The sequence below is a fragment of the Bradyrhizobium sp. CCGUVB1N3 genome (assembly GCF_024199925.1).
In the GTDB taxonomy this organism is placed as follows: domain Bacteria; phylum Pseudomonadota; class Alphaproteobacteria; order Rhizobiales; family Xanthobacteraceae; genus Bradyrhizobium.
In genome coordinates this window covers 5,835,370-5,858,566 of sequence record NZ_JANADR010000001.1, presented here as the reverse complement: position 1 = coordinate 5,858,566, position 23,197 = coordinate 5,835,370, and the positions used below count along the sequence as shown (strand labels likewise).

The 23,197-nt window shown below is 64.7% G+C and carries 24 protein-coding genes; 12 read left to right on the top strand and 12 right to left on the bottom strand.

Annotated features, from left to right (window positions below):
• Positions 1-70: 70 nt before the first annotated feature.
• Both NLM33_RS27955 and NLM33_RS27950 read right to left on the bottom strand, forming a co-directional pair.
• Positions 71-1,681 (bottom strand): ABC transporter substrate-binding protein, encoded by a 1,611-nt coding sequence (locus NLM33_RS27955; RefSeq protein ID WP_254100844.1) that lies wholly within the window; start codon positions 1,679-1,681, stop codon positions 71-73.
• A gap of 199 nt (positions 1,682-1,880) precedes the next feature.
• Positions 1,881-2,606: an alpha/beta hydrolase gene (locus NLM33_RS27950; protein WP_254100843.1), complete on the bottom strand. Its 726-nt coding sequence runs from the start codon at positions 2,604-2,606 to the stop codon at positions 1,881-1,883.
• 164 nt (positions 2,607-2,770) lie between these two features.
• Between NLM33_RS27950 and NLM33_RS27945 the strand changes: the two genes are divergently transcribed.
• Positions 2,771-3,751, top strand: coding sequence for a helix-turn-helix domain-containing protein (locus NLM33_RS27945; protein WP_254100841.1), 981 nt, complete (start codon positions 2,771-2,773; stop codon positions 3,749-3,751).
• Positions 3,752-3,861: 110 nt separating this feature from the next.
• On the opposite strand, the gene NLM33_RS27940 is transcribed toward NLM33_RS27945, so the two are convergent.
• From NLM33_RS27940 to NLM33_RS27930, 3 genes are read right to left on the bottom strand one after another with little or no spacing between them, the layout of a single operon-like run.
• On the bottom strand, positions 3,862-4,473 hold the full coding sequence (locus NLM33_RS27940; RefSeq protein ID WP_254100839.1) for a TlpA disulfide reductase family protein: 612 nt from the start codon (positions 4,471-4,473) through the stop codon (positions 3,862-3,864).
• A complete protein-coding gene (locus NLM33_RS27935; RefSeq protein ID WP_254100837.1) occupies positions 4,466-4,933 on the bottom strand; it encodes a DsrE family protein in 468 nt (155 codons plus the stop codon). The genes NLM33_RS27940 and NLM33_RS27935 overlap by 8 nt, the downstream gene beginning before the upstream one ends.
• A 22-nt stretch (positions 4,934-4,955) precedes the next feature.
• Positions 4,956-5,384, bottom strand: a complete 429-nt coding sequence (locus tag NLM33_RS27930; protein WP_254100835.1) for a DoxX family protein — start codon at positions 5,382-5,384, stop codon at positions 4,956-4,958.
• Between the two features lie 100 nt (positions 5,385-5,484).
• On the opposite strand from NLM33_RS27930, the gene NLM33_RS27925 reads away from it, so the two are divergent.
• Positions 5,485-6,369 (top strand): LysR family transcriptional regulator, encoded by an 885-nt coding sequence (locus NLM33_RS27925; protein WP_254100833.1) that lies wholly within the window; start codon positions 5,485-5,487, stop codon positions 6,367-6,369.
• A gap of 19 nt (positions 6,370-6,388) precedes the next feature.
• Here the strand turns inward: NLM33_RS27925 and NLM33_RS27920 are convergent, their stop codons facing one another.
• Entirely contained in the window at positions 6,389-7,534 is a 1,146-nt protein-coding gene (locus tag NLM33_RS27920; RefSeq protein ID WP_254100831.1) for an acyl-CoA dehydrogenase family protein, read from the bottom strand.
• 150 nt (positions 7,535-7,684) lie between these two features.
• Here NLM33_RS27920 and NLM33_RS27915 point away from each other — a divergent pair, with 150 nt between their 5' ends.
• Positions 7,685-8,353, top strand: coding sequence for an alpha/beta family hydrolase (locus tag NLM33_RS27915; RefSeq protein ID WP_254100829.1), 669 nt, complete (start codon positions 7,685-7,687; stop codon positions 8,351-8,353).
• A gap of 12 nt (positions 8,354-8,365) precedes the next feature.
• Here NLM33_RS27915 and NLM33_RS27910 read toward each other — a convergent pair whose 3' ends face one another.
• On the bottom strand, positions 8,366-9,340 hold the full coding sequence (locus NLM33_RS27910; RefSeq protein ID WP_254100827.1) for a ketopantoate reductase family protein: 975 nt from the start codon (positions 9,338-9,340) through the stop codon (positions 8,366-8,368).
• 162 nt (positions 9,341-9,502) lie between these two features.
• Here NLM33_RS27910 and NLM33_RS27905 point away from each other — a divergent pair, with 162 nt between their 5' ends.
• Positions 9,503-10,303 (top strand): enoyl-CoA hydratase-related protein, encoded by an 801-nt coding sequence (locus NLM33_RS27905; protein ID WP_254100825.1) that lies wholly within the window; start codon positions 9,503-9,505, stop codon positions 10,301-10,303.
• 16 nt (positions 10,304-10,319) lie between these two features.
• Here the strand turns inward: NLM33_RS27905 and NLM33_RS27900 are convergent, their stop codons facing one another.
• Complete coding sequence (locus NLM33_RS27900; RefSeq protein ID WP_254100823.1) at positions 10,320-10,580, bottom strand: hypothetical protein; 261 nt, start codon at positions 10,578-10,580, stop codon at positions 10,320-10,322.
• A 142-nt stretch (positions 10,581-10,722) separates the two neighbouring features.
• Between NLM33_RS27900 and NLM33_RS27895 the strand changes: the two genes are divergently transcribed.
• From NLM33_RS27895 to NLM33_RS27880, 4 genes are all read left to right on the top strand, one after another.
• A complete protein-coding gene (locus NLM33_RS27895) occupies positions 10,723-12,087 on the top strand; it encodes an FAD-dependent oxidoreductase (protein ID WP_254100821.1) in 1,365 nt (454 codons plus the stop codon).
• Between the two features lie 21 nt (positions 12,088-12,108).
• Positions 12,109-13,113 carry an ABC transporter substrate-binding protein gene (locus tag NLM33_RS27890; protein WP_254100819.1) on the top strand — a complete coding sequence of 335 codons (1,005 nt, stop codon included), beginning with the start codon at positions 12,109-12,111 and terminating at the stop codon, positions 13,111-13,113.
• A gap of 151 nt (positions 13,114-13,264) precedes the next feature.
• Positions 13,265-14,038 carry an ABC transporter ATP-binding protein gene (locus NLM33_RS27885; protein WP_254100817.1) on the top strand — a complete coding sequence of 258 codons (774 nt, stop codon included), beginning with the start codon at positions 13,265-13,267 and terminating at the stop codon, positions 14,036-14,038.
• On the top strand, positions 14,031-14,858 hold the full coding sequence (locus tag NLM33_RS27880) for an ABC transporter permease (RefSeq protein WP_254100816.1): 828 nt from the start codon (positions 14,031-14,033) through the stop codon (positions 14,856-14,858). Before NLM33_RS27885 ends, NLM33_RS27880 begins: the two co-directional genes overlap by 8 nt.
• Before the next feature lie 120 nt (positions 14,859-14,978).
• Here NLM33_RS27880 and gtdA read toward each other — a convergent pair whose 3' ends face one another.
• Positions 14,979-16,019 carry a gentisate 1,2-dioxygenase gene (gene gtdA, locus NLM33_RS27875; RefSeq protein ID WP_254100814.1) on the bottom strand — a complete coding sequence of 347 codons (1,041 nt, stop codon included), beginning with the start codon at positions 16,017-16,019 and terminating at the stop codon, positions 14,979-14,981.
• Positions 16,020-16,216: 197 nt separating this feature from the next.
• Between gtdA and maiA the strand changes: the two genes are divergently transcribed.
• Both maiA and NLM33_RS27865 read left to right on the top strand, forming a co-directional pair.
• The gene (gene maiA, locus NLM33_RS27870; protein ID WP_254100812.1) at positions 16,217-16,849 is read left to right on the top strand and encodes a maleylacetoacetate isomerase; all 633 of its coding nucleotides are present in this window, start codon (positions 16,217-16,219) and stop codon (positions 16,847-16,849) included.
• Positions 16,839-17,351: a MarR family winged helix-turn-helix transcriptional regulator gene (locus tag NLM33_RS27865; RefSeq protein WP_254100810.1), complete on the top strand. Its 513-nt coding sequence runs from the start codon at positions 16,839-16,841 to the stop codon at positions 17,349-17,351. The genes maiA and NLM33_RS27865 overlap by 11 nt, the downstream gene beginning before the upstream one ends.
• 29 nt (positions 17,352-17,380) lie before the next feature.
• Here NLM33_RS27865 and NLM33_RS27860 read toward each other — a convergent pair whose 3' ends face one another.
• The 3 genes from NLM33_RS27860 to NLM33_RS27850 all read right to left on the bottom strand — a co-directional run bounded on the left by NLM33_RS27860 (position 17,381) and on the right by NLM33_RS27850 (position 20,658).
• The gene (locus NLM33_RS27860) at positions 17,381-18,538 is read right to left on the bottom strand and encodes an FAD-dependent monooxygenase (RefSeq protein WP_254100808.1); all 1,158 of its coding nucleotides are present in this window, start codon (positions 18,536-18,538) and stop codon (positions 17,381-17,383) included.
• A 131-nt stretch (positions 18,539-18,669) separates the two neighbouring features.
• Positions 18,670-19,491, bottom strand: a complete 822-nt coding sequence (locus NLM33_RS27855; RefSeq protein WP_254100806.1) for a cysteine rich repeat-containing protein — start codon at positions 19,489-19,491, stop codon at positions 18,670-18,672.
• A 165-nt stretch (positions 19,492-19,656) separates the two neighbouring features.
• A complete protein-coding gene (locus NLM33_RS27850; RefSeq protein ID WP_254105900.1) occupies positions 19,657-20,658 on the bottom strand; it encodes an NADP-dependent oxidoreductase in 1,002 nt (333 codons plus the stop codon).
• Between the two features lie 211 nt (positions 20,659-20,869).
• Between NLM33_RS27850 and NLM33_RS27845 the strand changes: the two genes are divergently transcribed.
• Positions 20,870-22,165 (top strand): dicarboxylate/amino acid:cation symporter, encoded by a 1,296-nt coding sequence (locus NLM33_RS27845; RefSeq protein ID WP_254100803.1) that lies wholly within the window; start codon positions 20,870-20,872, stop codon positions 22,163-22,165.
• Positions 22,166-22,177: 12 nt separating this feature from the next.
• Positions 22,178-23,095 carry an amino acid ABC transporter substrate-binding protein gene (locus NLM33_RS27840; RefSeq protein WP_254100801.1) on the top strand — a complete coding sequence of 306 codons (918 nt, stop codon included), beginning with the start codon at positions 22,178-22,180 and terminating at the stop codon, positions 23,093-23,095.
• Positions 23,096-23,197: the final 102 nt, after the last annotated feature.

Genomic DNA, 23,197 nt, shown 5'->3' with positions numbered 1-23,197 from the left:
ATCGTCGTCCCGGCCCCCGTGCGCAATTGCGCACTAGGCCGGGACGACACTGAATGTCTGGTCGATCCTCTCACTCGTTCTTGTCCACATTCCAGAACAGCGGCGTCGCCGGGCCGTCGATCACGCCGGTCAGCGATTTGCGCCAGGCGCTCGGCGCCTGGAACTGGCCGAGCGGGACGTAGATCACCTGATCGTAGGCTTCCTTCTGCACGTCGAGGGCGATCTTCTTCTGCTCTTCCGGTGAGGTGGCGCGGGCAAAGGCGTCGCGCAGCTGCTCGAGCTTGGGATCTTCGGACCATCCGAACCAGCCACCCTCCTTGCCCTTGCCGACCATCGCGCCATTGACGAGCGGATTCATCGAGTCGGCGGCGCCCTGGTAGGTGAAGAACATGTTCCAGCCGCCTTCCTTCGGCGGTTTCTGGTTGGCTCGACGCGTGACCACGGTCTGCCAGTCCATTGCCTGGAGATCGACCTTGAAACCGGCCTCGCGCAGGAGCTGTGCGACCACGATCGGCTGCGCTTTCAGCAGGATCTGGTCGCCCGGCGCCAGGATCACGACGGGTGTGCCGTCATAGCCGGATTCCGCCAAGGCCTTCTTGGCTTCCGCCATGCCGTTGCCCTTGATCAGGGTCTCGCCGCCCTCGTCGCTGGCGAACGGCGTGTCGCAGATGAAGAATGCGCCGCAGAGCTTGTAGTATTTGGGATTGCCGATCTGCGCGTCGAGCACGTCCTTCTGGTTGATCGCGAGCATTGCGGCGCGGCGAATCTTCACATTGTCGAACGGCGGATGCAGGAAGTTCATCCGGCCGAACGATTGGAAGCCGAATTTGTTCAGGATTGCGGTGTTGATGTCCGGGTTGGATTCGAGCAGGGGCAGCAGGTCGAACGGCGGCGTTTCAACGAAATCGACATCGCCGGATTGCAGCGCGTTGAGCGCGGTCTGCGCGTCCGGCATCGTCAGCCACTCGACACGGTCGACCTTGACCACCTTGCCGCCCGACGTCCATTCGGCCGGCTCCTTGCGCGGCACGTAGTCGGTGTTCTTTTCGTAAACGGCTTTCACGCCGGGCTGGAATTCGGCAGCCACGAACTTGAACGGACCGGAGCCGATCTGCTCCGGAATCTGCTTGCTGATCGGGGTTTCGGCCAGCCGCTTCGGCATCATGAAGGCGCAGATCGACGATGGCTTGGCGATCGTCTCCAGCACGAGGCCATAGGGCTCCTTCAGCTTGAGGACGATCGTCTTGGCATCGGGGGCTTCGATGCCTGCCGTGAAGTCCATCAGCTTGCGCGCCATGCCGTCGACGCTCGTGCCCCAGCGCTTCAGCGAGGCGACGCAATCCTCCGCCGTCACCGGCGCGCCGTCATGCCACTTCAGGCCGTCGCGCAAGGTGAAGGTGTAGGTCAGCTTGTCCGCGGACACCGTCCAATCGGCCATCTGCGGCCGCACCTTGAAGCTGGAATCGATGCCGAGCAGCGTATCGTAGACCATGTAGCCATGGTCGCGGGTGATGATGGCTGTCGTGAAGCCGGGATCGGTGACGCGCAAGTCCGATTGCATCACCGCCGTCAGGATCTTCTTTCCGCTCGCGGCAGATGCAAGCGACGTCCATGCAACGGGAAGTGCCGATGGCGCAACAGCCGCAAGCTGAAGCAGTTTCCGGCGCGAGACGTGAACCATTCTTTATTCTCCTGACCTGACGCAAACGAAACCAGATGGCGGCTGCCGATGACGGGTAGCGTATGGCGGGGAGCCACACGTGACGAGGAGGGTTGCGTCCACCGATCCGATTCCGTTTGCGACCAAGCAAGGGCTGTGCCGCCGAAGCCGGCGGCGCAGGCAATTGCCGCACCTCGTCTCGCTTTTGACGGACGGCGCGTCAGTCCCGTCCCGCTTCCATGATCGCTCGCGCCAGCCGGGCCGGATCGGAGAAGCACAATTCGTGGCTGCCCGGCACCTGAACCAGGCGGAACAGCCCGAGCTTTTCCGACAGCCGCGGATGCCAGGGATAGCCGTGTGGCAGCGCGGTATCCTCGGTGCAGTTGATGTAGGACTTCGCCAGCTGCATCTCGGCCGGGTTGGTCTTCAGCGCGATCTTGTCGCTGAACGTCTTGAGCGGATGCGGATTGAGGATGTCGTAGGCACGCTGGGCCAGTTCGAGGTCGGCATCGTTGATGAACGCCTCGCGCCAGATCGGGAATGGCAGCACCACCGAGCCGTCGCCGCGCTCGGCCGCGATCATTTCGAACAGGCCGAGATAGTGCGGCGGCACCATGTCGTTGAGTGACTCGCCATTGTTGGGGACGAAGGCATTCCAATAGATCAGCCGGCGGATCCGCTCCGGCACGAGGTCGGCGACCCCCGTGATCACCATGCCGCCATAGGAGTGGCCGAGCAGGATCACGTCCTTCAGATTGTTCTCGGCGAGATAATCGGCGATGGACTGGATCGCCTCCTTGAGCCCGGTGGTCTTGGCATCGCCCGGGCGGTTACCCCGGATGGTCGGCAAATGAACCTGGTGGCCGGCCGCGCGGATCGGGGCGGCGACGGGCTCGAGCTCGGCTCCGGTGTGCCAGGCGCCGTGGACGAGGACGTAGGTCGACATATTGTAGCTCCTCCGCAAGGATGATTAGATCGGCGCGGCCAATGACCTTGCCGGGACATTGCCGACTGAACGCCGGTCATTGGCTGTGCTTGCAGCCATAATGAACCGGCCCGCATTTCCTGCGCTTGTCTGGCGCTGAACCGGATTGGTCTCGGAGCGAACTGATGGAGCAGGTCATTCCCGCAAGCCGGCCCCGGCACTTCGTCTGGAATACTGCGGAAACCAGGCCCGCCGAGCAGTTCTCCTACTACCGTGAGGCGATCTGCCAGGCGTTCATGAACCTGACGCCGGAATCGGCGACGACCTCGCGCTTTCCGGCGAAGGTCGAAACGATCCGGTTCGGCGCCGCCGCGGTCAACCGGGTGGTGTTTCCCGAGCACACCGTGCATCGCTCGCGCGCCGATATCGCGGCCTCCAGCGAGAGCTGCTTCTATCTCAACTTCAAGCTCGCCGGCCGCTGCCGCATGTTGCAAGGGAATCGCGACGTCAGCCTGTCGCGCGGCCAGGTCGGCATCTGCGACAGCGACCGCGAGGTGAGGCTGCTGCATGATCGCGGTCCGACGCTGGAGGTCGCCTCCTTCTGGGTGCCCTCGCGCGCGCTGCGCGACCGGCTGCCGCCGGGATTCGATTTCGAGGTTGAGCGGGTGTCCGACGATCCGCATGTCGGCCATCTCATCGTCGAGACGGCGCGGTCGCTGAACGCCGGCGCGTTGCGGATGACCGAAGAGGACAGCGAGCGCCTGTTTGGCGTGCTGCTCGACCTCGTGGCGCTGAGCCTGTCGCGCCGCTCGCGTGCGCAGACCGCGGAAGCCGCGAGCTTTGCCGATGCAACGGTGCTGGCGCTGCGCCGCGCCATCCACGAGCGGCTGCGTGAGCCGGGTGTGACTGTCGCCGCGGTCGCTGGCGCCGTCGGCATCAGCGAGCGCTACGTGCACAAGCTGTTCGAGCGTTCCGGCACGACATTCTCGGACTACATCATGGAGCGCCGTCTCGACGGCGCCGCGGCCGACCTAAGGGATCAGGCCATGGTGGGCCGGGAGATCGGCGCTATCGCGTTCGACTGGGGCTTTTCGGACCTCTCCCACTTCACGCGGCGTTTCAAGCAGCGCTTTGATTGCCGGCCGCGCGACTGGCGCAACCGGTAAGGTCACGCGCTAAAGCGCGATGAGATTGGGCTGAATCGTCATCGCGCTTTAGGTTATTGTTTGAGCATGATCTTTTCGGAAACCCGCTTCACACTTTTCCGGATCATGCGCTAGGCCTCCTCGCGGTAGAATTGCAGCAGTGCTGTGCCCGCCGGCGACAGCCAGTCGGCCGCGCCGGTGATGTAGCCCTCGATGCGATTGCTTCGCCCGATGAGATAGGTGACGGGCATGCCGATCAGCCTGAAGGCCGCGTCAGTTGGATCGCCCGCCGCGACGGCGACGCCGTAGGCGTCGACATAGGAGAGAAGATTTTGCGTGCTGAGGCTGCCGAGGAAGCGCGTGATCTTCCCGAGATCCCTGGTGTCGGTGCAGATCGCATGGACATCGAGGCCATCGCTTCGCGATCGCGCGAGGCTTGCGATGACAGGCAGGTCGAGGCGGCAGGCCGCGCACCAGGTCGCCCAGAAATTGATGAGGGTCACGCGCCCCGGCTTCGCCGACAGTACGACATCCCTGCCGCGCAAATCCTGTAGCCGAAGCGGCGGCATCGGCGCGCGAGGCCGCACCACGGTGAACTGGCTGCGTCCAGTCTCGAACACCGGCGGCCACGGGCCATTTCCCGCAGGAGCAGCATGCAGGCGTGCCAATCCCAGCGCCGGTGCCGCCAAAAGCATCGCGCGCCGCGTCAGTCCGGTCCGGTTCACACGAGGCGCATCACGCATGGATATAGGCCCAGCCCTTGAGCTGGAGATCGACCACGCGTCCAATGCCGAACGGCACGAGCGTTGCGCCCGATATCAGCGGGATCGTGATCTGCTCCTTGGCCTCCGCGATCGCCTTGGAGGATGCGCACATGCTGTAGCTGAGGTTCGGCAGCGATTGCCGTAAGCTGGCCAGCGGTTCGGCGAGCGTGGTCTTGTCCGCGCGAAACACCTCGATGCCCTTGCCGTTGGCGACGACCTCGATCATGAGCTTGATGCCCCGCTCGGCAAAGTGCCTTGCGAGATTGGCCGAGTAGCTGATGGCGTGCCCCATGACATAGGGCTCGTTGCTGTCGATCAGGATCACCACGCCGTCGACGAGGCGATCCTCCTTGGCCGCGGCACGTGAGCTGGCCGCGGTGACGATCGAGGCGCCGGCCAGCAATCCCCTGCGGGAGAGTCGGTTGGAAAGCACCGTCATGGCCGGCGCACCCTATCCCGTATCAGAACTGGCGCGCAGCAATCGGCGCCTTGCGGCCGCGTCCCCACAGTACGAAGAGGGCGAGCGCCAGCAGGACGAAATTGAGTGGGGTCACCGCGGCCTCGCCGCGTGAGATGTGGAAGACGAGCGCGAAGACCTGCAACACGGTGCAGCCGAGCGCGGCCAGCACCGTCAGTCGCGGCAGGATGCGCGTCAGCGCCGGCAGGAGAATGCCGATGCCGCCGGCGAGATCGATCAGCCCGATGACACGAACGAAGCCTTCCGAATACTGGCCCGCCCAAGGCATCATCGCGGCAAGCTGCGGGATCGGCGTGAGCAGCTTGACGAGCCCAGCCGAGGTGAAGACGAAGCAGATCAGGATCTGGGCGATCCAGAGGCCGATGCGAAGGGCGCGGCCGGGCGAAGCGGTCTCGAGAGCGGTGGTCGACATGGTGGTTCTCCGATGAGTGGTTACCACCATTTGATAGTTTCGCCAGATTTGATCATTATGTGTTCTAGGATGGGTTCCTTTCCTGAATGTTGATGATCTCATGGATTCCTTGGTCAGCATGAGGGTGTTTTGCCTGGTCGCCGAGCTGAAGAGCTTTGCGACTGCGGCGCAGCGCCTGCGCATTTCGCCCGCCATGGCAAGCAAGCACGTGATGCAGCTCGAGAAACGGCTGGGCACGCGGCTGCTCAACCGGACCAGCCGGCGCGTCAGCCTCAGCGAGAGCGGCACGCTCTATTTCGAGCAGGCGCGCCAGATGCTCGATTCGCTCGACGAGGTCGAAGCCGCCGTCAGCAAGGCGACCGTCGTTCCGCGCGGCGTGCTGCGGCTGACCGCGCCGGTGTGGATGGCCAATGCGATGTTCGCCGGCGTGCTGGCGGAGTACCAGGCCCGCTATCCCGAGGTACGCCTCGACGTCGATCTCAGCGGGCGGCTGGTCAACCTGGTCGAGGAGGGCTTCGATCTCGCCCTGCGCGCGACGGGCGCGCCCGACGAGGCGCTGATCGCGCGGCCGATCTCCGGGGTCCCGTTCTACATGGTTGCAGCTCCCGCCTTTCTCAAACGCGCTGGTCGCCCGACCAAGCTGGCCGATCTCGCCGGCCAGGCTCTGCTGCACTACGCGCTTTATCCGGGCGAGAGCTTCTCGTTGGCCGGTGAACACGGCACCGAGACCGTCAAGCTGAACCCGGTGCTGCGCAGCGGCAACGAAACGCTGCTTCACATGGCAGCGCTCCAAGGCATGGGCCTCGCCTTCCTGCCGAAATGGCTGGTCACCGACGACATCGCGGCCGGACGTCTCGAGCACGTCATGCCCGACCAGATCACCTTCGTGGGAAAACTGTTCGCGGTCTATCCGAGCCGCAAATATCTTTCCGCGAAAGTCAGGACCTTCATCGACTTCGTCGCCGCCGACAAACGGATGAAGTAGCCGCGCTACAGCGACCTGACTACAGCGATCTGGCGATCAACAGCTTCATGATCTCGTTGGTGCCGCCATAGATCTTCTGGATGCGGGAATCGACGAAGATGCGCGAGATCGGGTATTCCTGCATGTAGCCATAGCCGCCGAACAGCTGGAGGCATTCGTCGGCGGTCTCGACCTGCTTTTCCGAGCACCAGTATTTCGCCATGGAGGCGGTGACGGTGTCGAGGTCTTTTGCGACCAGGCGTTCGACGCACCAGTCGACGAAGACGCGGGCGATCATCGCCTCGGTCTTGCGCTCGGCGAGCTTGAACGCGGTGTTCTGGAATTCGAGCAGCGGCTTGCCGAAGGCGGTGCGCTCCTTGGTGTAGTCCGTGGTGAGCTTGACTGCGCGCTCCATCGAGGCGACGGCGCCGACCGCCAGTGCCAATCGCTCCTGCGGCAATTGCTGCATCAACTGCACGAACCCCAGGCCCTCCTCGTTGCCGAGCAGGTTTTCCGGCGGGACCGTGACATTGTCGAAGAACAGTTCCGAAGTATCGGACGCATGCAGGCCGATCTTGTCGAGGTTGCGCCCGCGGCGGTAGCCGTCCGCGCCTGCGGTCTCGACCGCGATCAGCGAGATGCCCTTGGCGCCGACCTCGCCGGTGCGTGCGACGACGATGACGAGGTCGGCGGCCTGGCCGTTGGTGATGAACGTCTTCTGGCCGTTGATGACGTAGGAGTTGCCCTGCTTCTTCGCGGTGGTCTTGACGCTTTGCAGGTCCGAGCCGGTGCCGGGCTCGGTCATGGCGATGGCGCCGACCATCTCGCCACTTGCCATCTTCGGCAGCCAGCGCGTCTTCTGCTCCTCCGAGCCGTAGTTGAGGATGTAGTGGGCGACGATGGCGCTGTGCACGGAGACGCCGGTCGTCACCTCCGGCACCGTGCTCTCGATATCCTCCAGCACCGCGGCATCATAGGCGAAGGTCGCGCCGAGGCCGCCATAGGCTTCGGGCACGCTCGGCAACAGCGCGCCCATCTCGCCGAGCCCGCGCCAGGCCGAGCGGTCGACCATCTTCTGCGCGCGCCACTTCTCGGCGTGCGGCGCCAGATCTTTGGCGAGGAACTTCCGGAACTGGTCGCGGAAGATTTCGAGCTCTTCGGTCATCCAAGAGGAGCGGTAGGACATGAAAAACTCCGGTCGGTAATGCGACTGTCTTGGTACGCCGCGGGAAGCCGCCAATTATTGTGTTTTCAGGCTGCGCCGGGGACGCTACCAAGGCAACCGGATTCGAGCCTTTCGGGGTGTGCGATTTTGACCGCCAAAACGACAGAGCTCATGACGACCGAGCTCAAGATCGACATCGCGCGCGTGGGCGCCGTCTCTGCGCTGCTGACGATGCCGGCCAAGCCGCGCGCCTGCTACGTCTTCGCCCATGGCGCGGGCGCCGACATGCGGCACGCGTTCATGGACGAGGTCGCGGCTGGACTGGCCAAGCGCGGTATCGCGACGCTGCGCTATAATTTTCCCTACATGGAGAAGAAGCAGGGCCGACCCGACACGCCAATGATCGCGCACGCTGCCGTGCGGGCGGCGGTCGAGGAGGCGGCGCGGCTCTGCGCCGGTCTTCCGCTGTTCGCCGGCGGAAAGTCGTTCGGCGGGCGCATGACCTCGCAGGCGCAGTCCAAAGCGCCGCTGCCCGGCGTGCGCGGGCTCGCTTTCCTCGGCTTTCCCCTGCATGCCGACAACAAGCCGTCGATCGAGCGCGCGGCCCACTTGTCCGGGATCGAGATCCCCATGCTGTTCCTGCAGGGAACGCGGGACAGGCTCGCCGATCTCCACTACCTCGAACCTGTGATCAAGGAACTCGGTCCGAAGGTCAGGCTGCACGAGGTCGCCGGGGGCGATCACTCCTTCCTGGTCTTGCGGAAATCCGGCCGCAGCAATGAAGAGGCGATGGAAGAGGTGCTCGATACGCTCGCGGCGTGGATCAACGAGCTCGTCTGAGCCTTTGCGCGGTCATCCCGCATAAAGCCCTTTGTCGCGCGCCTTCTGGATCGCGAGGGCCGCGACCAGGTCGAGTGACGGCGTCGACAGGCCCGCAGCGTGGGCAAAGGCGGCCGGCGCCTTCACCAGCACGTCGATCTCCATGGCGCGGCCGAGCTCGTAGTCCTGGAGCAGCGAGGGCTTGTGGTTGGGCGCCGGGCCGCTCCGTGTCACCCGCTTGACCTCGGGGATGTAGTGCTGCGCGATCTCGTTGGCTTCGTTGAGCAGGCGCGGAATGACATCCGCGAAAGCGGGGTCGTTGCGTACCCCGCGCGCGGTGAGACCGGTCAGCAGGCACAGCACCGACAGCGACATGTTGGTCAGGAGCTTTGACCAGATCGCCTCGCGGATGTCGGAGACGGGCGGCGAGTCGAGCTTTGCCTCGTTCAGTGCCGCGCGGAGCTGGTTGATGCGCTCGCTGTTGCGGTCGTCGCATTCGCCGACCAAGAGCCGGTTGCGGTCCGGCGAGAGGTTTTCGACGATGCCGGGCTCGACCACTTCGTTGGAGGAGAACACGACACCGCCGACGATGCGCTCCTTGCCGATCATCTTCTTCAGCCGCGCACCCGGATCGAGGAAGGCAAGGTCGGGCGGGGCGGGATGCCGCGGCGGTAGCCCAATATTGTACCACCAGGGAATGCCGTTCTGCGCAAACACGATTGCGGTATTCTCGCTGAGCAGCGGCGCGATGCCGGTGACGAGGCCCGGCAGGCCGGTTGCCTTCAGCGTAGAGATCACGACGTCCTGCGGCCCGAGCTGGGCCGGATCGCCGGAAGCGCGGACCTTGGCACAAACTTCCGCCTCGCCGACACGCAGCTTCAGGCCATTGGCGCGCACCGCCTCCAAATGCGGCCCGCGCATCACGCAGGAGACCTCATGGCCGGCGCGCGCCAGCCGCACCGCAAGATGGCTGCCGACGGCGCCCGCGCCGAAAATGCAAATGCGCATGATGTGATTGCCCCGTCTCTTTTGGTTCGCGCCTGGGAGCAGCATGGCACAAGCCGCCATGCGATGGGCGCGACCGCCTCCCCGCGGAAAGTGATGGATCACGGGGCGCGGCCACGGTCATAGTGCGTGGCCTGAGAAAGAATAATGCCGAGAGGATCGCCCATGCCGGCCAGCCCCGTTTTGTGGACCCTTGACGAGCGCGGGGTCGCGACCGTCACGCTCAATCGACCCGAGGCGAACAACGCTTATGACGGTGCGCTGATATCAGGCGTGCTCGCGGCGATGGATGAGCTGGGCAAAAGGCCCAACCTGCGGGTCGTGGTGCTCAGGGGCAACGGCAAGCATTTCCAGGCCGGCGCCGACCTCAAATGGATCAACAGCGTACGTCCGCAATCGCTTGGGGAGAACGAGGCCGCCTCGCGAGCGACCTTCGAGGCCGTGCAGCGGCTGAACACGCTGCCGATTCCGACCGTGGCCCTCGTGCTGGGCGGCTGCTTCGGCGGCGGCACCGGCGTGATCGCGGCCTGCGACGTCGTGATCGCGGCCGACAATGCGCTATTCTCGATCACCGAGGTGCGCTGGGGCCTCACGGCCGCAATCATCATCCCGCAGCTCTGCGACGCCATCGGCGTGCGCCGGGTCCGCCGCTACGCGCTGACCGGCGAACGGTTTGGCGCCGATGAGGCGCGCCGCATCGGCCTCGTTCATGATGTCGTGCCGCTCGCCGAGCTGGAGGCCGCCGGCGCGAAGGTCGTTGAGCAATTGCTCGCCAACGGGCCGGAAGCGATGGCCGAGACCAAGCGGCTCGCACTGGAAAGCTCGTTCGGCGGCATGAGCGTCGATGACGCCGCCTACGCGCGCCTCGTTCATCTGCATTCGCTGAAGCGCCAGAGCGCAGAAGCGGCGGAAGGGCTTGCGTCGTTCGCGGAGAAGCGCGGGGCGAAATGGGGCGGCAAGGCTTAAATCGCCTGCTCGCCACTCAGCAGCCGCGGCAGATGCTGCTCATGCTGCGGTAGACCGCGTCGTCGTCCTGCCGCATCTGCTTGAGCGATTCCAGTGTGGTGCTCTCGCGTGGCGGCTCGGGCTTGCGCTTCGCCGCGAGCTCTTCCTCCTGTCGCTTGTAGCAGGCCTCGCGGTCGGTCTTGGCCTGGATGAAGCGGCAGTTCTGCTCGAGCGCCGAAGCGGGAGCGGCCGAGATCGCAAGGCAGATCAGCGAAATTAGAGTGCGTTTCAAAGACATCGATCCTAGGGAGACGCCTGTTCTGTCAGTTACGCTGCATGGGATCAATCGTCTTGTGGCGCCACAGGGCTTTACATCGTCGCTTCCTTTGTCGAGATAGCAAAAAGGCCCGCCTTGGGCCTCAAACGATCGGGTTATCGTCTTGCAGCAAAAATCCATTCGGGAACCTGCGCGCCAGGTGCCGCTCTACGGGGAATATGAAGTGGTCGTGCTCGGCGGCGGGCCGGCCGGCATTGTTGCGGCCGCTTCAGCGGCGCGGGCAGGGCGGCGAACGCTCCTGATCGAGCGTTACGGCTTCCTGGGGGGCATGGGCACGGCCGCCGGCGTCACCAATTTCTGCGGCCTGCACGGCAATGTCTACGGCAATCACCACCGTCTCGTGCAGGGCATGGCCTCCGAGCTGCTCGTGCGGATCGATCGGCTCGACGGCCTCAACAAGCCGCATCTGATCCTCGGCAAGGTTTTTGCGCAGGCCTATGACACCGCGGCCTACAAGATCGCGGCCGACGATCTTCTCGCGAGCCACAACGTCGATATGCTCTTCCATGCGCTTGGCGCCGGCGTCGTGATGGGCGATGCGCGCCGTATCGATGCGCTGATGGTCGAGACCAAGGCGGGACGGCAGGCGGTGCAAGCCGAGATCTTCATCGATTGCTCCGGCGATGGCGATCTCGCGGCGTGGGCCGGCGCGCCTTTTGAAGTCGGCGACGAGCACGGCCATCCGCTGTATCCATCGATGATGTTCCGCCTCAATGGCATCGATCCCGACAAGGCGGGCGAAGCCTGGCGCACCATTCCGCAATTGATGGAAAAGGCGCTCGCCGCCGGCACGCACAGCTTTCCACGAAAAAGCGCGATCGTGCGGCCGCAGCGCCACGGCATCGAATGGCGGGTCAATTTCACCCAAGTGGCGCGCGAGGACGGTCATGCCATCAACGGTATCGAGCCCGACGATCTCACCCGCGGCGAGATCGACGGCCGCAGGCAGGCGCTCGCCGCCTTCGAATTCCTGCGCACCGTGCCGGGCTTTGAAAAATCCTACATCGTTGATCTGCCGCCACAGCTCGGCATCCGCGAGACCCGCCGCATCACGGGCGGCTATCAGCTCAGCGGCGAGGACGTGCTCACCTGCGCCTCGTTCGAGGACTCCATCGGCGTCAATGGCTGGCCGATCGAGGCGCATGTGCCGGGCGACGTCGTCTTCACCTTCCCGCCGATCCCGGAATCGCGCGGCTACAACGAATTGCCGTATCGCATGCTGGTGCCGGAGGGCGTAGACAATCTCCTGGTCGCCGGCCGCTGCGCCTCCATGTCCCATGAGGGCCAGTCGGCGGCGCGTGTCTCCGGGGCCTGCTTCGTGATGGGGGAGGCGGCCGGTTCCGCAGCAGCGCTGGCGCTGTCGGGTAACCATGTCCCGCGTGACATCCCGGTTGCAAAATTGCAGGAAACATTGAAACAACAGGGCGCCTTCATCGGGCGGGACCAGACCGTGCCAGAGGGCCTGTAAAGAAACGACGGAGGAAGCCGGATGGGTTGGGTTGCGCGGTTCGCGGGTGTGGGCTTGTTGGCGCTGACGACGATTGCAGCCGCGCAGGCCGAGGAGGCGCTGAAGGCCAAAATCGGCGTGCTCCGACTGTCGTCCTCAGCGCCGGTCTTCATTGCACAGGACAAGGGCTATTTCCGCGACGCCGGCCTCGACATCGAGCTGAAGTTCTTCGATGCGGCGCAGCCGATCGCGGTCGCCACCACCTCGGGCGACGTCGATTTCGGCGTCACCGCCTTCACCGCGGGTCTCTACAATCTCGCCGGCAAGGGCACGCTGAAGGTGATCGGCGGCATGAGCCGTGAAAAGGCCGGCTATCCCCTGATCGGCTATTTCGCCAGCAACAACGCTTACGCGGCCGGGCTGAAGACGCCGAAGGATCTCGCGGGAAAACGTGTCGCGATGACGCAGGTCGGATCATCCTTTCACTATTCGCTCGGCCTGCTCGCGGACAAATACGGCTTCAAGCTGTCGGACGTGAAGATCGTGCCGCTGCAATCGCTGTCGAATGCGGCGGCCGCGCTGAAGGGCGAAACCGTCGACGCCGCGCTGCTTCCCATCTCCACCGCGCGAAAGCTGATGGACGAAGGCGGCGCGAAATTCCTGGGCTGGGTCGGCGACGAGACGCCCTGGCAATTGGGCGCCGTGTTCGCTTCGCCCAAGACGCTCGCCAACAAGGCGCTGGTGACGAAGCTGCTTGGCGCGCTCGCCAAGGCCGATCGCGAATATCACGACGTCATCCTCGCCGCGATGAAGGACGGCACCGTGCCCATCAACGACAAGACCAGGCCGCTGCTCGAGATCATCGCAAAGTACACCAACCTGCCGGTCGAGCAGGTGGTCGGCAATTGCGCCTATATCGATCCGGACGGCAAGCTGGACGTGAAGAACGTCGACAACCAGATCAAATGGCTGCAAGCGCAGGGCTTCGCCGACAAGGGCTTCGACGCGGACGCGATCATCGACAAGGACTACGTGAAGGCGGATTGATGAAGCGCTCTTCTAACTATCCCCGTCACCCTGAGGTGCTCGCGAAGCGAGCCTCGAAGGGTGAACGGTCGGGATGCAGCCGAGCCGTCCATCCTTCGAGACGCCGCTTCGCGGCTCCTCAGGATGACGGAGTGAGTGCAAAGGGCGCCGCGTGGACCTGATCGCCAACCACATCACCCATCGCTTCGGCGAGCTTGCCGTGCTCGACGACGTCTCCTTCGCCGTCAGTGCGGGCGAGGTGGTGGCGATTGTCGGGCCGTCGGGCTGCGGCAAGAGCACGCTGCTGTCGATTCTCGGCGGCCTGCTACAGCCGACCTCGGGCGCGGCCGAGCTGCGCGGCGCGCCGCCGGCGGACAGCCTCAATCCGCTGACTTTCGTGTTCCAGGATTTTGCGCTGCTGCCCTGGGCCACGGTGGAGGAGAACGTCGAATTCGTGCTGCTGCACACGCAGCTCTCGTCCGTGCAGCGCCGCGCGCAGGTCGACGATGCCCTGCGCCGCACGGGACTTACCGATTTTCGCGCGACCTATCCAAAACAGCTCTCCGGCGGCATGCGCCAGCGCGTCGGCATTTCGCGCGCGCTCGCGGTGAGGCCCGCAATCCTCTTGATGGACGAGCCGCTGTCGGCGCTGGATTCGCAGACCCGCGAGCTCCTGATGGAAGACTTCGTCGGCCTGCTCGCCGATGGTGGCATGGGCGCGGTCTATGTCACCCACAATCTCGAGGAGGCCGCTCGCCTTGCCGACCGCATCGTCGTGCTGTCGCGACGACCCGGCCGCATTCGCGAGGTCGTGACGGTGCCGATGACGCGCGCCCAACGGGGCGTGCCTGCTGCGCGTGAAAAGCTGCTCGCGCTCCAGGACCAGATCTGGTCGCTGATCCGCAACGAGGCGATCGATGCCGAGCGCGAGGTCCAGCATGCTTGATCGCGCAACCCAGGCCGAGACGCCAGTGAAAGACGCGACGACGCGGCCGGTTCGTTTCCGCGGCGCGGGCTTCGTGCCAGCGGGCAGCCGCTTTGGCGGCTGGGTCGCGCTCGCGCTCGCCATCACGGTGTGGCAGATCGCCGGCAGCGCGCGCCTCGTCAATCCGCTGTTCCTGCCGGCGCCATCGGCGATCGCGCGTGCGATCTATGAGCTCGCCGTGTCCGGCGCGCTATGGCAGCACATCTCCGCTTCGCTCCTGCGCATCAGCGTCGGCTGGCTGCTCGGCACCGCAGCGGGCATCGCCGTCGGCTTTGCCATCGGCCTGTCGCGGCTCGCGCGCAGCGTCGGCATCACCTTCATCTCGGCATTGTTCCCGATCCCGAAGATCGCGCTGTTGCCGCTTTTGATCCTCTGGCTCGGCATCGGCGAAGAGCCGAAGATCGCCACCATTGCGTTGGGTGTGTTCTTCTCGACCGCGATCTCGGTTTATAGCGGCGTCGATGCGGTGCCGCGCAACCTCATCCGCATGGCGCAGAGCTTCAACGTGCCGTTTACGACCATCGTGCGCAAGGTGATCTGGCCGGGCGCGCTGCCCTCGATCCTCGCCGGCTTCCGCATCACCGCCTCGGTCGCGCTCCTGCTCGTCGTCAGCGCCGAGATGATCGGCGCTCAGTACGGCATCGGCGCCTTCGTGCTCCAGGCCGGCAATCTCATGCAGACGGATCAGCTGCTTGCCGGCGTGGTGATCCTGTCGGTGTTCGGGCTTGCGGTCGGCAAGGTGATCAACTGGTTGGAGACCAGGTTGCTGCATTGGCGGTGAGGCCTATACAGAAGCCGTAGAGTGGGCAAAGCGTAGCGTGCCCACCATTTCTGCTCCATTCATGGAGAGATGGTGGGCACGGCGCAAGTGCGCCTTTGCCCACCCTACGGCACCGTGCGCTCACACGTTGCCGCGATCCTCGCGGAAGAGGTCGAGCTTCTGCTGTACCGGACGGTCGGAGAAGCTGAACAGCACGGCATCCGTGTCGGCCTCGTGCGTCACCCAGTTCCAGCTCGGCGCCACGAACAGGTCGCGCGGGCCCCATTCGAAGGTCGCATCGCCGATGCGGGTGCGGCCCTTGCCTTCGATGGCGCAGAATACGGTCGCGTCGGTGGAGCGATAGCGCGCGGTCTTGAAACCCTTTGGCAGGAGCTGGATGAAGGTGCCGATCGTCGGCATCGCGTAGTCGCCGGTCTCGGGGTTTGAGAACTTCAGCTTCAAGCCGTGGCAGGCGTCCCATTCCTCGCGCGCCTTGGCCTTTTCCAGGGCTTCGCGGGTGTAGGTATAGGGATAGCTGAAGATCGGCGAGGTCTTCGAGGATCGCTTCACGTCGACCGGCAGAAGATTGTGGCCGTAACGCGCAAAGCTGTCGCCAGCGGGTTTGGTGATCTTCTGCTGATCCTCCTTGGCGCCTTCCGCGAACGAGCAGTCGAAGAACTGCACCAGGGGGATGTCGAGACCGTCGAGCCAGAACATCGGCTCGTCCGTCTCGTTGGAATGATCGTGCCAGGTCATCGACGGCGTGATGATGAAGTCGCCGGGCTCCATCGCCGTGCGCTCGCCGTCAACCGCGGTGTGGGCGCCCTTGCCCTCGAGCACGAAGCGCAAGGCCGACTGGCTGTGGCGATGCGCGGGCGCGACGTCGCCGGGTACCACCATCTGCACGCCGGCATAGAGCGAGGTCGTGATCTTCGATTGCCCGCGCAGTCCAGGATTTTCCAGGATCAGCACCCGCCGCTCCGCTTCCTTGGCGGTGATCAGCTTGCCCGCCTCGGTCATGTAGTCGCGGATGACATCGAACTTCCACAGATGCGGCCGGCAGGCGCTTTTCGGCTCCGGCGTGATCAGATCGCTCATGACCGTCCAGAGTGCGGTGAGGTTTTCGCCGTCGATCTTCCTGTAGAACGCCTCGCGTTCCGGCGTCTTCGCTACGGCTTCCATGGCGGGCCTCCCGTCCGTTTTGTAGATTGACAGTATACTGCCAATCTAGGTAGCGTCAACTTGACACGCAGTCATTCCGGGGCTCGCGAAGCGAGAACTATGGTGCGCAATTGCGCACCTGAGAATCTCGAAATTCCGGGTTCGATGCTGGCGTATCGCCCCGGAATGACGGGGAAAGATAATGAGGGAGGATTCCGATGAAGCTGCACGGCTATTTCCGCTCCAGCGCGGCCTACCGGGTGCGGATCGCCCTGAACCTGAAGGGGCTGGGGGCCGAGCACCTGCCGCATCACCTGCGCAAGGGCGAGCAATGCGCGCCCGCCTATCTCGCCATCAACCCGCAAGGGCTGGTGCCGGCGCTGGTGCATGATGCTGGCACGATCCTCACCCAGTCGGTCGCCATCATCGAATGGCTGGATGAGACCCACCCCAATCCGCCGCTGCTGCCGAAGGACAGCTTGCGGCGCGCCAAGGTGCGGGCATTTGCCCTGGCCATCGCCTGTGACACCCACCCGGTGCAGAACCTGAAGGTGCTGGCGCGCCTGCGCGAGCTTGGGCTGGCGGAAGAGAAGGTCCAGGAATGGGCCGCCTGGGTCAATCGCGAGGGGCTGTCGGCCTGCGAGACTCTGGTGAAAGACGAGCCGGGGCCGTTCTGCTTTGGCGATGCGCCGACGCTGGCCGACCTCTGCCTGGTGCCGCAACTCGGCAATGCCCGCCGCTTCGGCGTCGACGTCTCGGCCTATCCGCGCCTGCTCAAGGCGGAGGCCGCGGCGAAGGCGCTGCCGGCCTTCGCCAACGCCGCGCCGGAGAAGCAGCCCGATGCCGAGTAAGCCTGTTCCTCCGATCACGATGGACGCGGTTTATGCCGCGCCGGGCTATCTGTTCCGGCGCATGCAGCAGATCGCGGTCTCGATCTTCATGGAGGAGTGCAAGGCGTTCGACCTGACACCGGTGCAATATGCAGCGCTGGTTGCGATCCACACCCATCCCGGCATCGACGCGACCCGGCTGTCGGCGGTGATCGCCTTCGACCGCTCGACGCTGGGCAGCGTCATCGAGCGGCTCCAGTCCAAAGCCTATATCGAGCGTAGGCCGGCGCCCGAGGACAAGCGGATCAAGCTGCTCTATCTGACGAGGCAAGGTGCCGCGATCCTCAAGGACATCATCCGCGCGGTCGAGCGTGCGCAGGCGCGCATGCTGGAGCCGCTCAAGCCCGCCGACCGCAAGACGCTGTTGACGCTGCTCGTGCAGCTCGTCGATCTCAACAACGAAGCCTCCCGCGTCCCCCTGCGCGCCGAGGACGCGCTGGAGCACCTGGGCAAGGCGGGTTGAGGGTGGGTGAGTGAGGCTGCACTCGCGCTTCACCCACTGCCGTCGTCCCGGGGCGCGCTCTCGCCGTTCTTTTCCGCCGCGTAGCGCGCCATGAAGGCCGGCGACATATGGCGCAGGCGCGCATCGTCGATCCGCCCGGAGCGGGTGATGTAGCTGTAGGCAAAATCCATCAGGTCGAGCTTCATGTGCTCGGCAAAACGCTCGTACCAGCCGGCCGAGGTGCGTGCGGCGTCGACGAGCTTCTGCACGATCGGCTTGCGCTCGGCCTGGTAGCGCTGCAGCGCGGTGGCAAGATGCGCGTCGGATTCCAGCGCCCTCACCAGCGAAATCGCGTCCTCGATCGCGAGTCGCGTGCCCGAGCCGATCGAGAAATGCGCCGAGTGCAAGGCGTCGCCGATCAGCACCATGTTCTTGAACGACCAGTGCTCGTTCCAGACCCAGGGGAAATTGCGCCAGACCGATTTGTTGGAGACCAGGCAGTGGCCGCCGAGCGTGTCGGCAAAGATCTCCTCGCACACGCCCTTGGACTGCTCCACGTCCTTGTAGGCAAAGCCATAGGCCTGCCAGGTGGCATGGTCGCACTCGACCAGGAAGGTGCTCATGGTCGGCGAGTAGCGGTAGTGATGGGCGTTGAAGGCGCCGCGATCGGTCTTCACGAAAGTCTGCGACAGCGTGTCGAAGCGTTTCGAGGTGCCGTACCAGACGAATTTGTTGGAGGAGTAGGACAGCGAGGTGCCGAAATCGCCTTCGAACGAGCGGCGCACCAGCGAGTTCAACCCGTCGGCGGCGACGATCAGATCATGGCCGTTGAGCTGATCGATGGAATGGATCTGCGTGTCGAAGCGCGGCGTGACGCCGGCATCGAGCGCACGCTGCTGGAGGAATCTCAGCAGTTCGAGCCGTCCGATCGCGGAGAAGCCGACGCCATCGATGGCGACGCTGTCGCCATGCAGGTTCAGCGTGATGTTCTCCCAGCTCTCCATGTGCGGGGCGATCGCGTCGACCGTCTCGGGGTCGTCGGAACGCAGGAACTCAAGTGCCTCGTCGGAGAACACGACGCCAAAGCCCCAGGTCGCGTCGGCCGGGTTCTGTTCGAACAGGTCGATCTGGTCCTCGGGGTGGCGCTTCTTCCAGAGATGGGCGAAGTAGAGCCCGCCAGGCCCCCCGCCGATCACGGCGATCTGCAACGTCGTCCTCCCTGATTGACGGTATGCTTACTATCCCGAGCTTCACTCCGTGGCGTCATTGCCTGCGCACGCCGCCAGCGATCGCCGCGCGGAACTGGCCATGCGCGGCGTTGTGCGATCCTAGCGCGATCCTAGCGCGCGGCGAAGGGGGCCAGAACCTCTTTGCAGGCGGGCGACAGCGAGGCCGCGTTGGTTGCAAGGCACTGCGCGATGCGGCCGCCGCCCGGTGCCACGCCGGCGCACAATGTCCGGACATCGCCGCCGCATGCCGAACGCACGATGAGCAGTTCTTCGCGTGGCCGCAAGGGCCGCAGCACGATCACCGTTGGCGCTGCAGCAGGTGCGGCCGCCGCCGGGGCCGCGCCCGCAGGCGCCGCGGCGGCCGGAGCGCCGCCACCGCCGGTCGCGGCGCTCACCGCCTTCGCGCAGGTGGGCGAGACTTTCGCCTTGTTCTTTTCGAGGCATTCCAGCGCAGGCGCGCCGCCGGGCGGCACACCGGCGCAGACTTTTGGATAGTCGGAGCGGCAGGCGCTCTTGATTGCGGAGACTTGTGCGCTGCTCGGCTGCTTGGCCGCGGCAGCCTTGGGCGTCTCGGCTTTGGGTGCTTCGGTCGTGGCGGCCGGCTTGGCAGGTTCGGTGGCCGGCGCGGACTCAGCCTTCGGTGCGGCCGGCGCAGCCTCGGTCTTTGGCGCAGCCACCGGTTCGATCGCGCGCACCGCGCTCTGGCAGGCCGACGACAGGCTCGACATGTTCTTGTTTAGGCATTGCAGCGCCTCGGCGCCGCCCGGTGTCACGCTCGCGCAATGCGCCTGATAGTCGGCCCGGCATGCGGAGCGGATCGCACTCTTCTGCGCGTCGGTCGGAGCCTGCGCGAAGGTCGGTGCTGCAGTTGCGAAGAGAGCCGCCGCCAGCAACGCGTTGCGCGCTGCGACAATTCTTGAGCTGTTGAACATTTGCGTCAATTTCCTGCCCTTGGAAGCCCATGCCTTGAAATCGGAGCTTCGAAAAAGTCATATGATCGCAATCGGCGCGAGGGTCATTTCGCGCGCGGCATCATTGGCTGCTTTGTCCTCTACCGCAAGTAGATTATGCCCGCGGAATGCGGCGGGACAACATCGTCAGAGTTTGACCATCCGCTTGCCGCGGTTCTCGCCCGCAAGCAATCCGATCAGCGCCCGCGGCGTGTTCTCGAGGCCGCTGATGATGTCCTCCTGCACCTTCAACTGCCCCGACTTGACCCAGGCTTGCAGGTCTGCGAGCGCACGCTGGCTCTGGTTCATGTAGTCCATCACGATGAAGCCCTGCATCACGAGCCGCTTCACCACGATCAGCCCGGGCACGCCGCGCGGACCATGCGCGGACGGCGCGCCGTCATATTGCGAGATCGCACCGCAGCAGGCGATGCGGCCGTAATTGTTCATCTGCGGCAGGCAGGCTTCCAGAATGTCGCCGCCGACATTGTCGAAATAGACGTCGATGCCATCAGGTGCGGCTGCGCGCAGCGCCTTGAACACCGCGCCGTCCTTGTAGTCGACCGCGGCATCGAAGCCGAGTTCCGAGGTGAGCCAGTTGCATTTGTCCGCGCCGCCGGCGATGCCGATCACGCGACATCCCTTGATCTTGGCGATCTGTCCGACGATCGATCCGACCGAGCCCGCGGCCGCCGAGACCACGACCGTCTCGCCCTCCTTGGGCTTGCCAATCTCCAGCAGGCCGAAATAGGCGGTAAGGCCGGCGATGCCGAACACGCTCAGCAGATGCGTCAGCGGCTCGAGCTTCGGCATTTTCGTCAGATGCTTTGCGGGCACCGCGGCGTAGTCCTGCCAGCCGGTATCGCCGAACACGATGTCGCCGGCAGCGATCCCCGGCGCCTTGGAGCTGACGACCTCGGCGATGGCGCCGCCGGCCATCACGCTGTTGGCCTCGACCGCGGAGCGATAGGTCGCGCCATGCATCCAGGCGCGGTTCGCAGCATCGAGCGAGATGTAGCGCACGCGCAACAGCGCCTCGCCGTCCTTCGGCTCCGGCACGGCGCCTTCGACCATCTTGAAATGCTCCGGTCCAAGCTTGCCGCTCGGCTTCTCGACCAGAAGAATCTGGCGATTGACGGTCCCGCTCATGGTCATTCCCTCTCCAATTGTTTGACTTTTATTGATGCAGATGCCGCGCAGAAAACATGCAAGCCGCATCCGTTGTGCGCTGCGTGAAAGCTAGATCGCTCCACCCTTTTTCACAACGGGAACATCCGGCCAACGCGGGCGCCGCCAAGCGTGTTGCGTCGCTGTCAAAATCTGCGACACTATGAAACGCCGGTGTACGTGGGGGTAAGCGATGTCGAACAGGTTTACGCAATACATTCTGGCCGCGATGGTGCTGGGCATCATTGTGGGGTCGGCGATCTACAATTTCATGCCCGACACCCGTGCCGAGTGGGCGGCCTCGATCAACCTGATCGCCATGATGTTCCTGCGCCTGATCAAGATGATCATCGCGCCGCTGGTGTTCGCGACCCTGGTCGGCGGCATCGCGCATATGGGCTCGGGCGCAAGGCTCGGGCGGATCTTCGCCAAGACCATGGGCTGGTTCGTCAGCGCCTCCTTCGTGTCGCTGATGCTCGGCCTCGTGATGGTCAACCTGCTCCAGCCCGGCGCGAACTTCCCCGGCACGCTGCCGGAGAAGGGGCAGTCGACCGGCCTGCCGGTCTCGGCCTTCTCGATCGAGAAATTCCTCACCCACCTGATCCCGACCTCGATCGCGGACGCGATGGCGCAGAACGAGATCCTGCAGATCGTCATCTTCGCCGTGTTCTTCTCGGTCGCGATGGGTGCGATGCCTGAGCGGTCGAAGCCGATCCTCGGCCTGATCGACGACATTTCCCACATCATGCTGAAGGTGACGAGCTATGTGATGCTGTTCGCGCCGCTCGCGGTCTGGGCCGCCATCACCGCCACCGTCGCCAAGAACGGCCTCCTCGTGCTGTGGAAGCTCGTCGTGTTCATGGGCGGCTTCTACCTGTCGCTCATGATCCTGTGGGCCATCCTGATGGTCGTCGGCTTCATCGCGATCGGACCGCGCTACAGCCATCTCCTGCGGCTGATCCGCGAGCCGTTGATGATCGCGTTCTCGACCGCGAGCTCGGAGGCCGCCTATCCGAAGACGCTGGAGGGCCTGACCAAGTTCGGCGCCTCTTCGCGCATATCGAGCTTCGTGCTGCCGCTCGGCTACTCCTTCAACCTCGACGGCACGATGATGTACTGCACTTTCGCGAGCATCTTCATCGCGCAGACCTATCACATCGAGATGTCGCTCGCGACGCAGCTCGCGATGCTCGCAACCCTGATGATCACCTCCAAGGGCGTCGCCGGCGTGCCACGTGCCTCACTCGTGGTGATCGCCTCGACGCTTTCCCAGTTCGGCATCCCGGAGGCGGGCCTGTTGATGATCATGGGCATCGACACCTTCCTCGACATGGGGCGCAGTGCCACCAACGTGATCGGCAACTCGCTCGCCACCGCCGTGGTCGCGAAGTGGGAAGGCGAGCTCGGGCCCGAGCATGCGCTCGGACCGGGCGAGGCTCCCACGCCGGACATGGTGCCCGGCGAAGTGCCGGCGATGGCCGGCCACTGACAGGAGTGCGTCATGCGCCTGACATCGGCGATATCGGCGGGCCTGTTGCTGGCATGCGCGCTGGCAACCGGCGCCTCGGGGCAGACCGGTGGCAGTGAAGGGCTCAGCCCGACGCTGTCAGCGATCAAGAGCAGTCACGTCGTCCGGCTTGGCTATCGCGAGAGCTCGCCGCCATTCTCCTTCCTCGACCAGGCGGGCCGGCCGATCGGCTACAGCCTCGAGCTCTGCGAGGCCATCGTGGAGGAGATCGGCGTTGAGGTCGACGATCCCGATCTCAAGATCGAGTACGTCAAGGTCACCTCGGACGACCGTATCGATGCCGTGCTTCAGAACAAGATCGATCTCGAATGCGGATCGACCACGGCGAACGCCGAGCGCGCCAAACGGGTCGCGTTCTCACCTCTGATGTTCGTTGCCGGCACCAAGCTGATGGTGCCAAAGGCGTCCACCGTGTCTGCCGTCACCGACCTCAAGGGCAAGACGGTCGTGGTGACCAAGGGCACCACCAACGAGCAGGCGATGCACGCGGTCGACAAGAAGTTTTCGCTCGGCCTCAACATCGTCACCTCGCCCGATCACGAGCAGTCGTTCCAGATGCTGGCCGACGGCAAGGCCGACGCGTTCGCCACCGACGACATCCTGCTCTACGGCCTGATCGTGCGCCACAAGGCGCAGGACAAGTTCCGCGTCACCGGCGATTATTTGTCCTACGACCCCTACGGCATCATGTTCCGCAAGAACGAGCCGCAACTGTCGGCCGTGGTCGACCGCACCTTCCGCAAGCTCGGCTCCAACCACGACCTCGTCCCGCTCTACAACAAATGGTTCGTGGCGCGGCTTCCGACCGGCGAACGGCTCAACGTGCCGATCTCGCTGCAGCTCGAGGAAGCCTTCAAGGCAATGGACGATTCGCCGGGCGCGAATAATTAGCGGCCACGATTGAGCAGCAGTCGAGCCTCACGCTCGCTGCTGTCCCCTCTCCCTTTGTGAGGGGAGAGGGCCGAGCGGCCTGACGTGCCGGCAATTTAACGG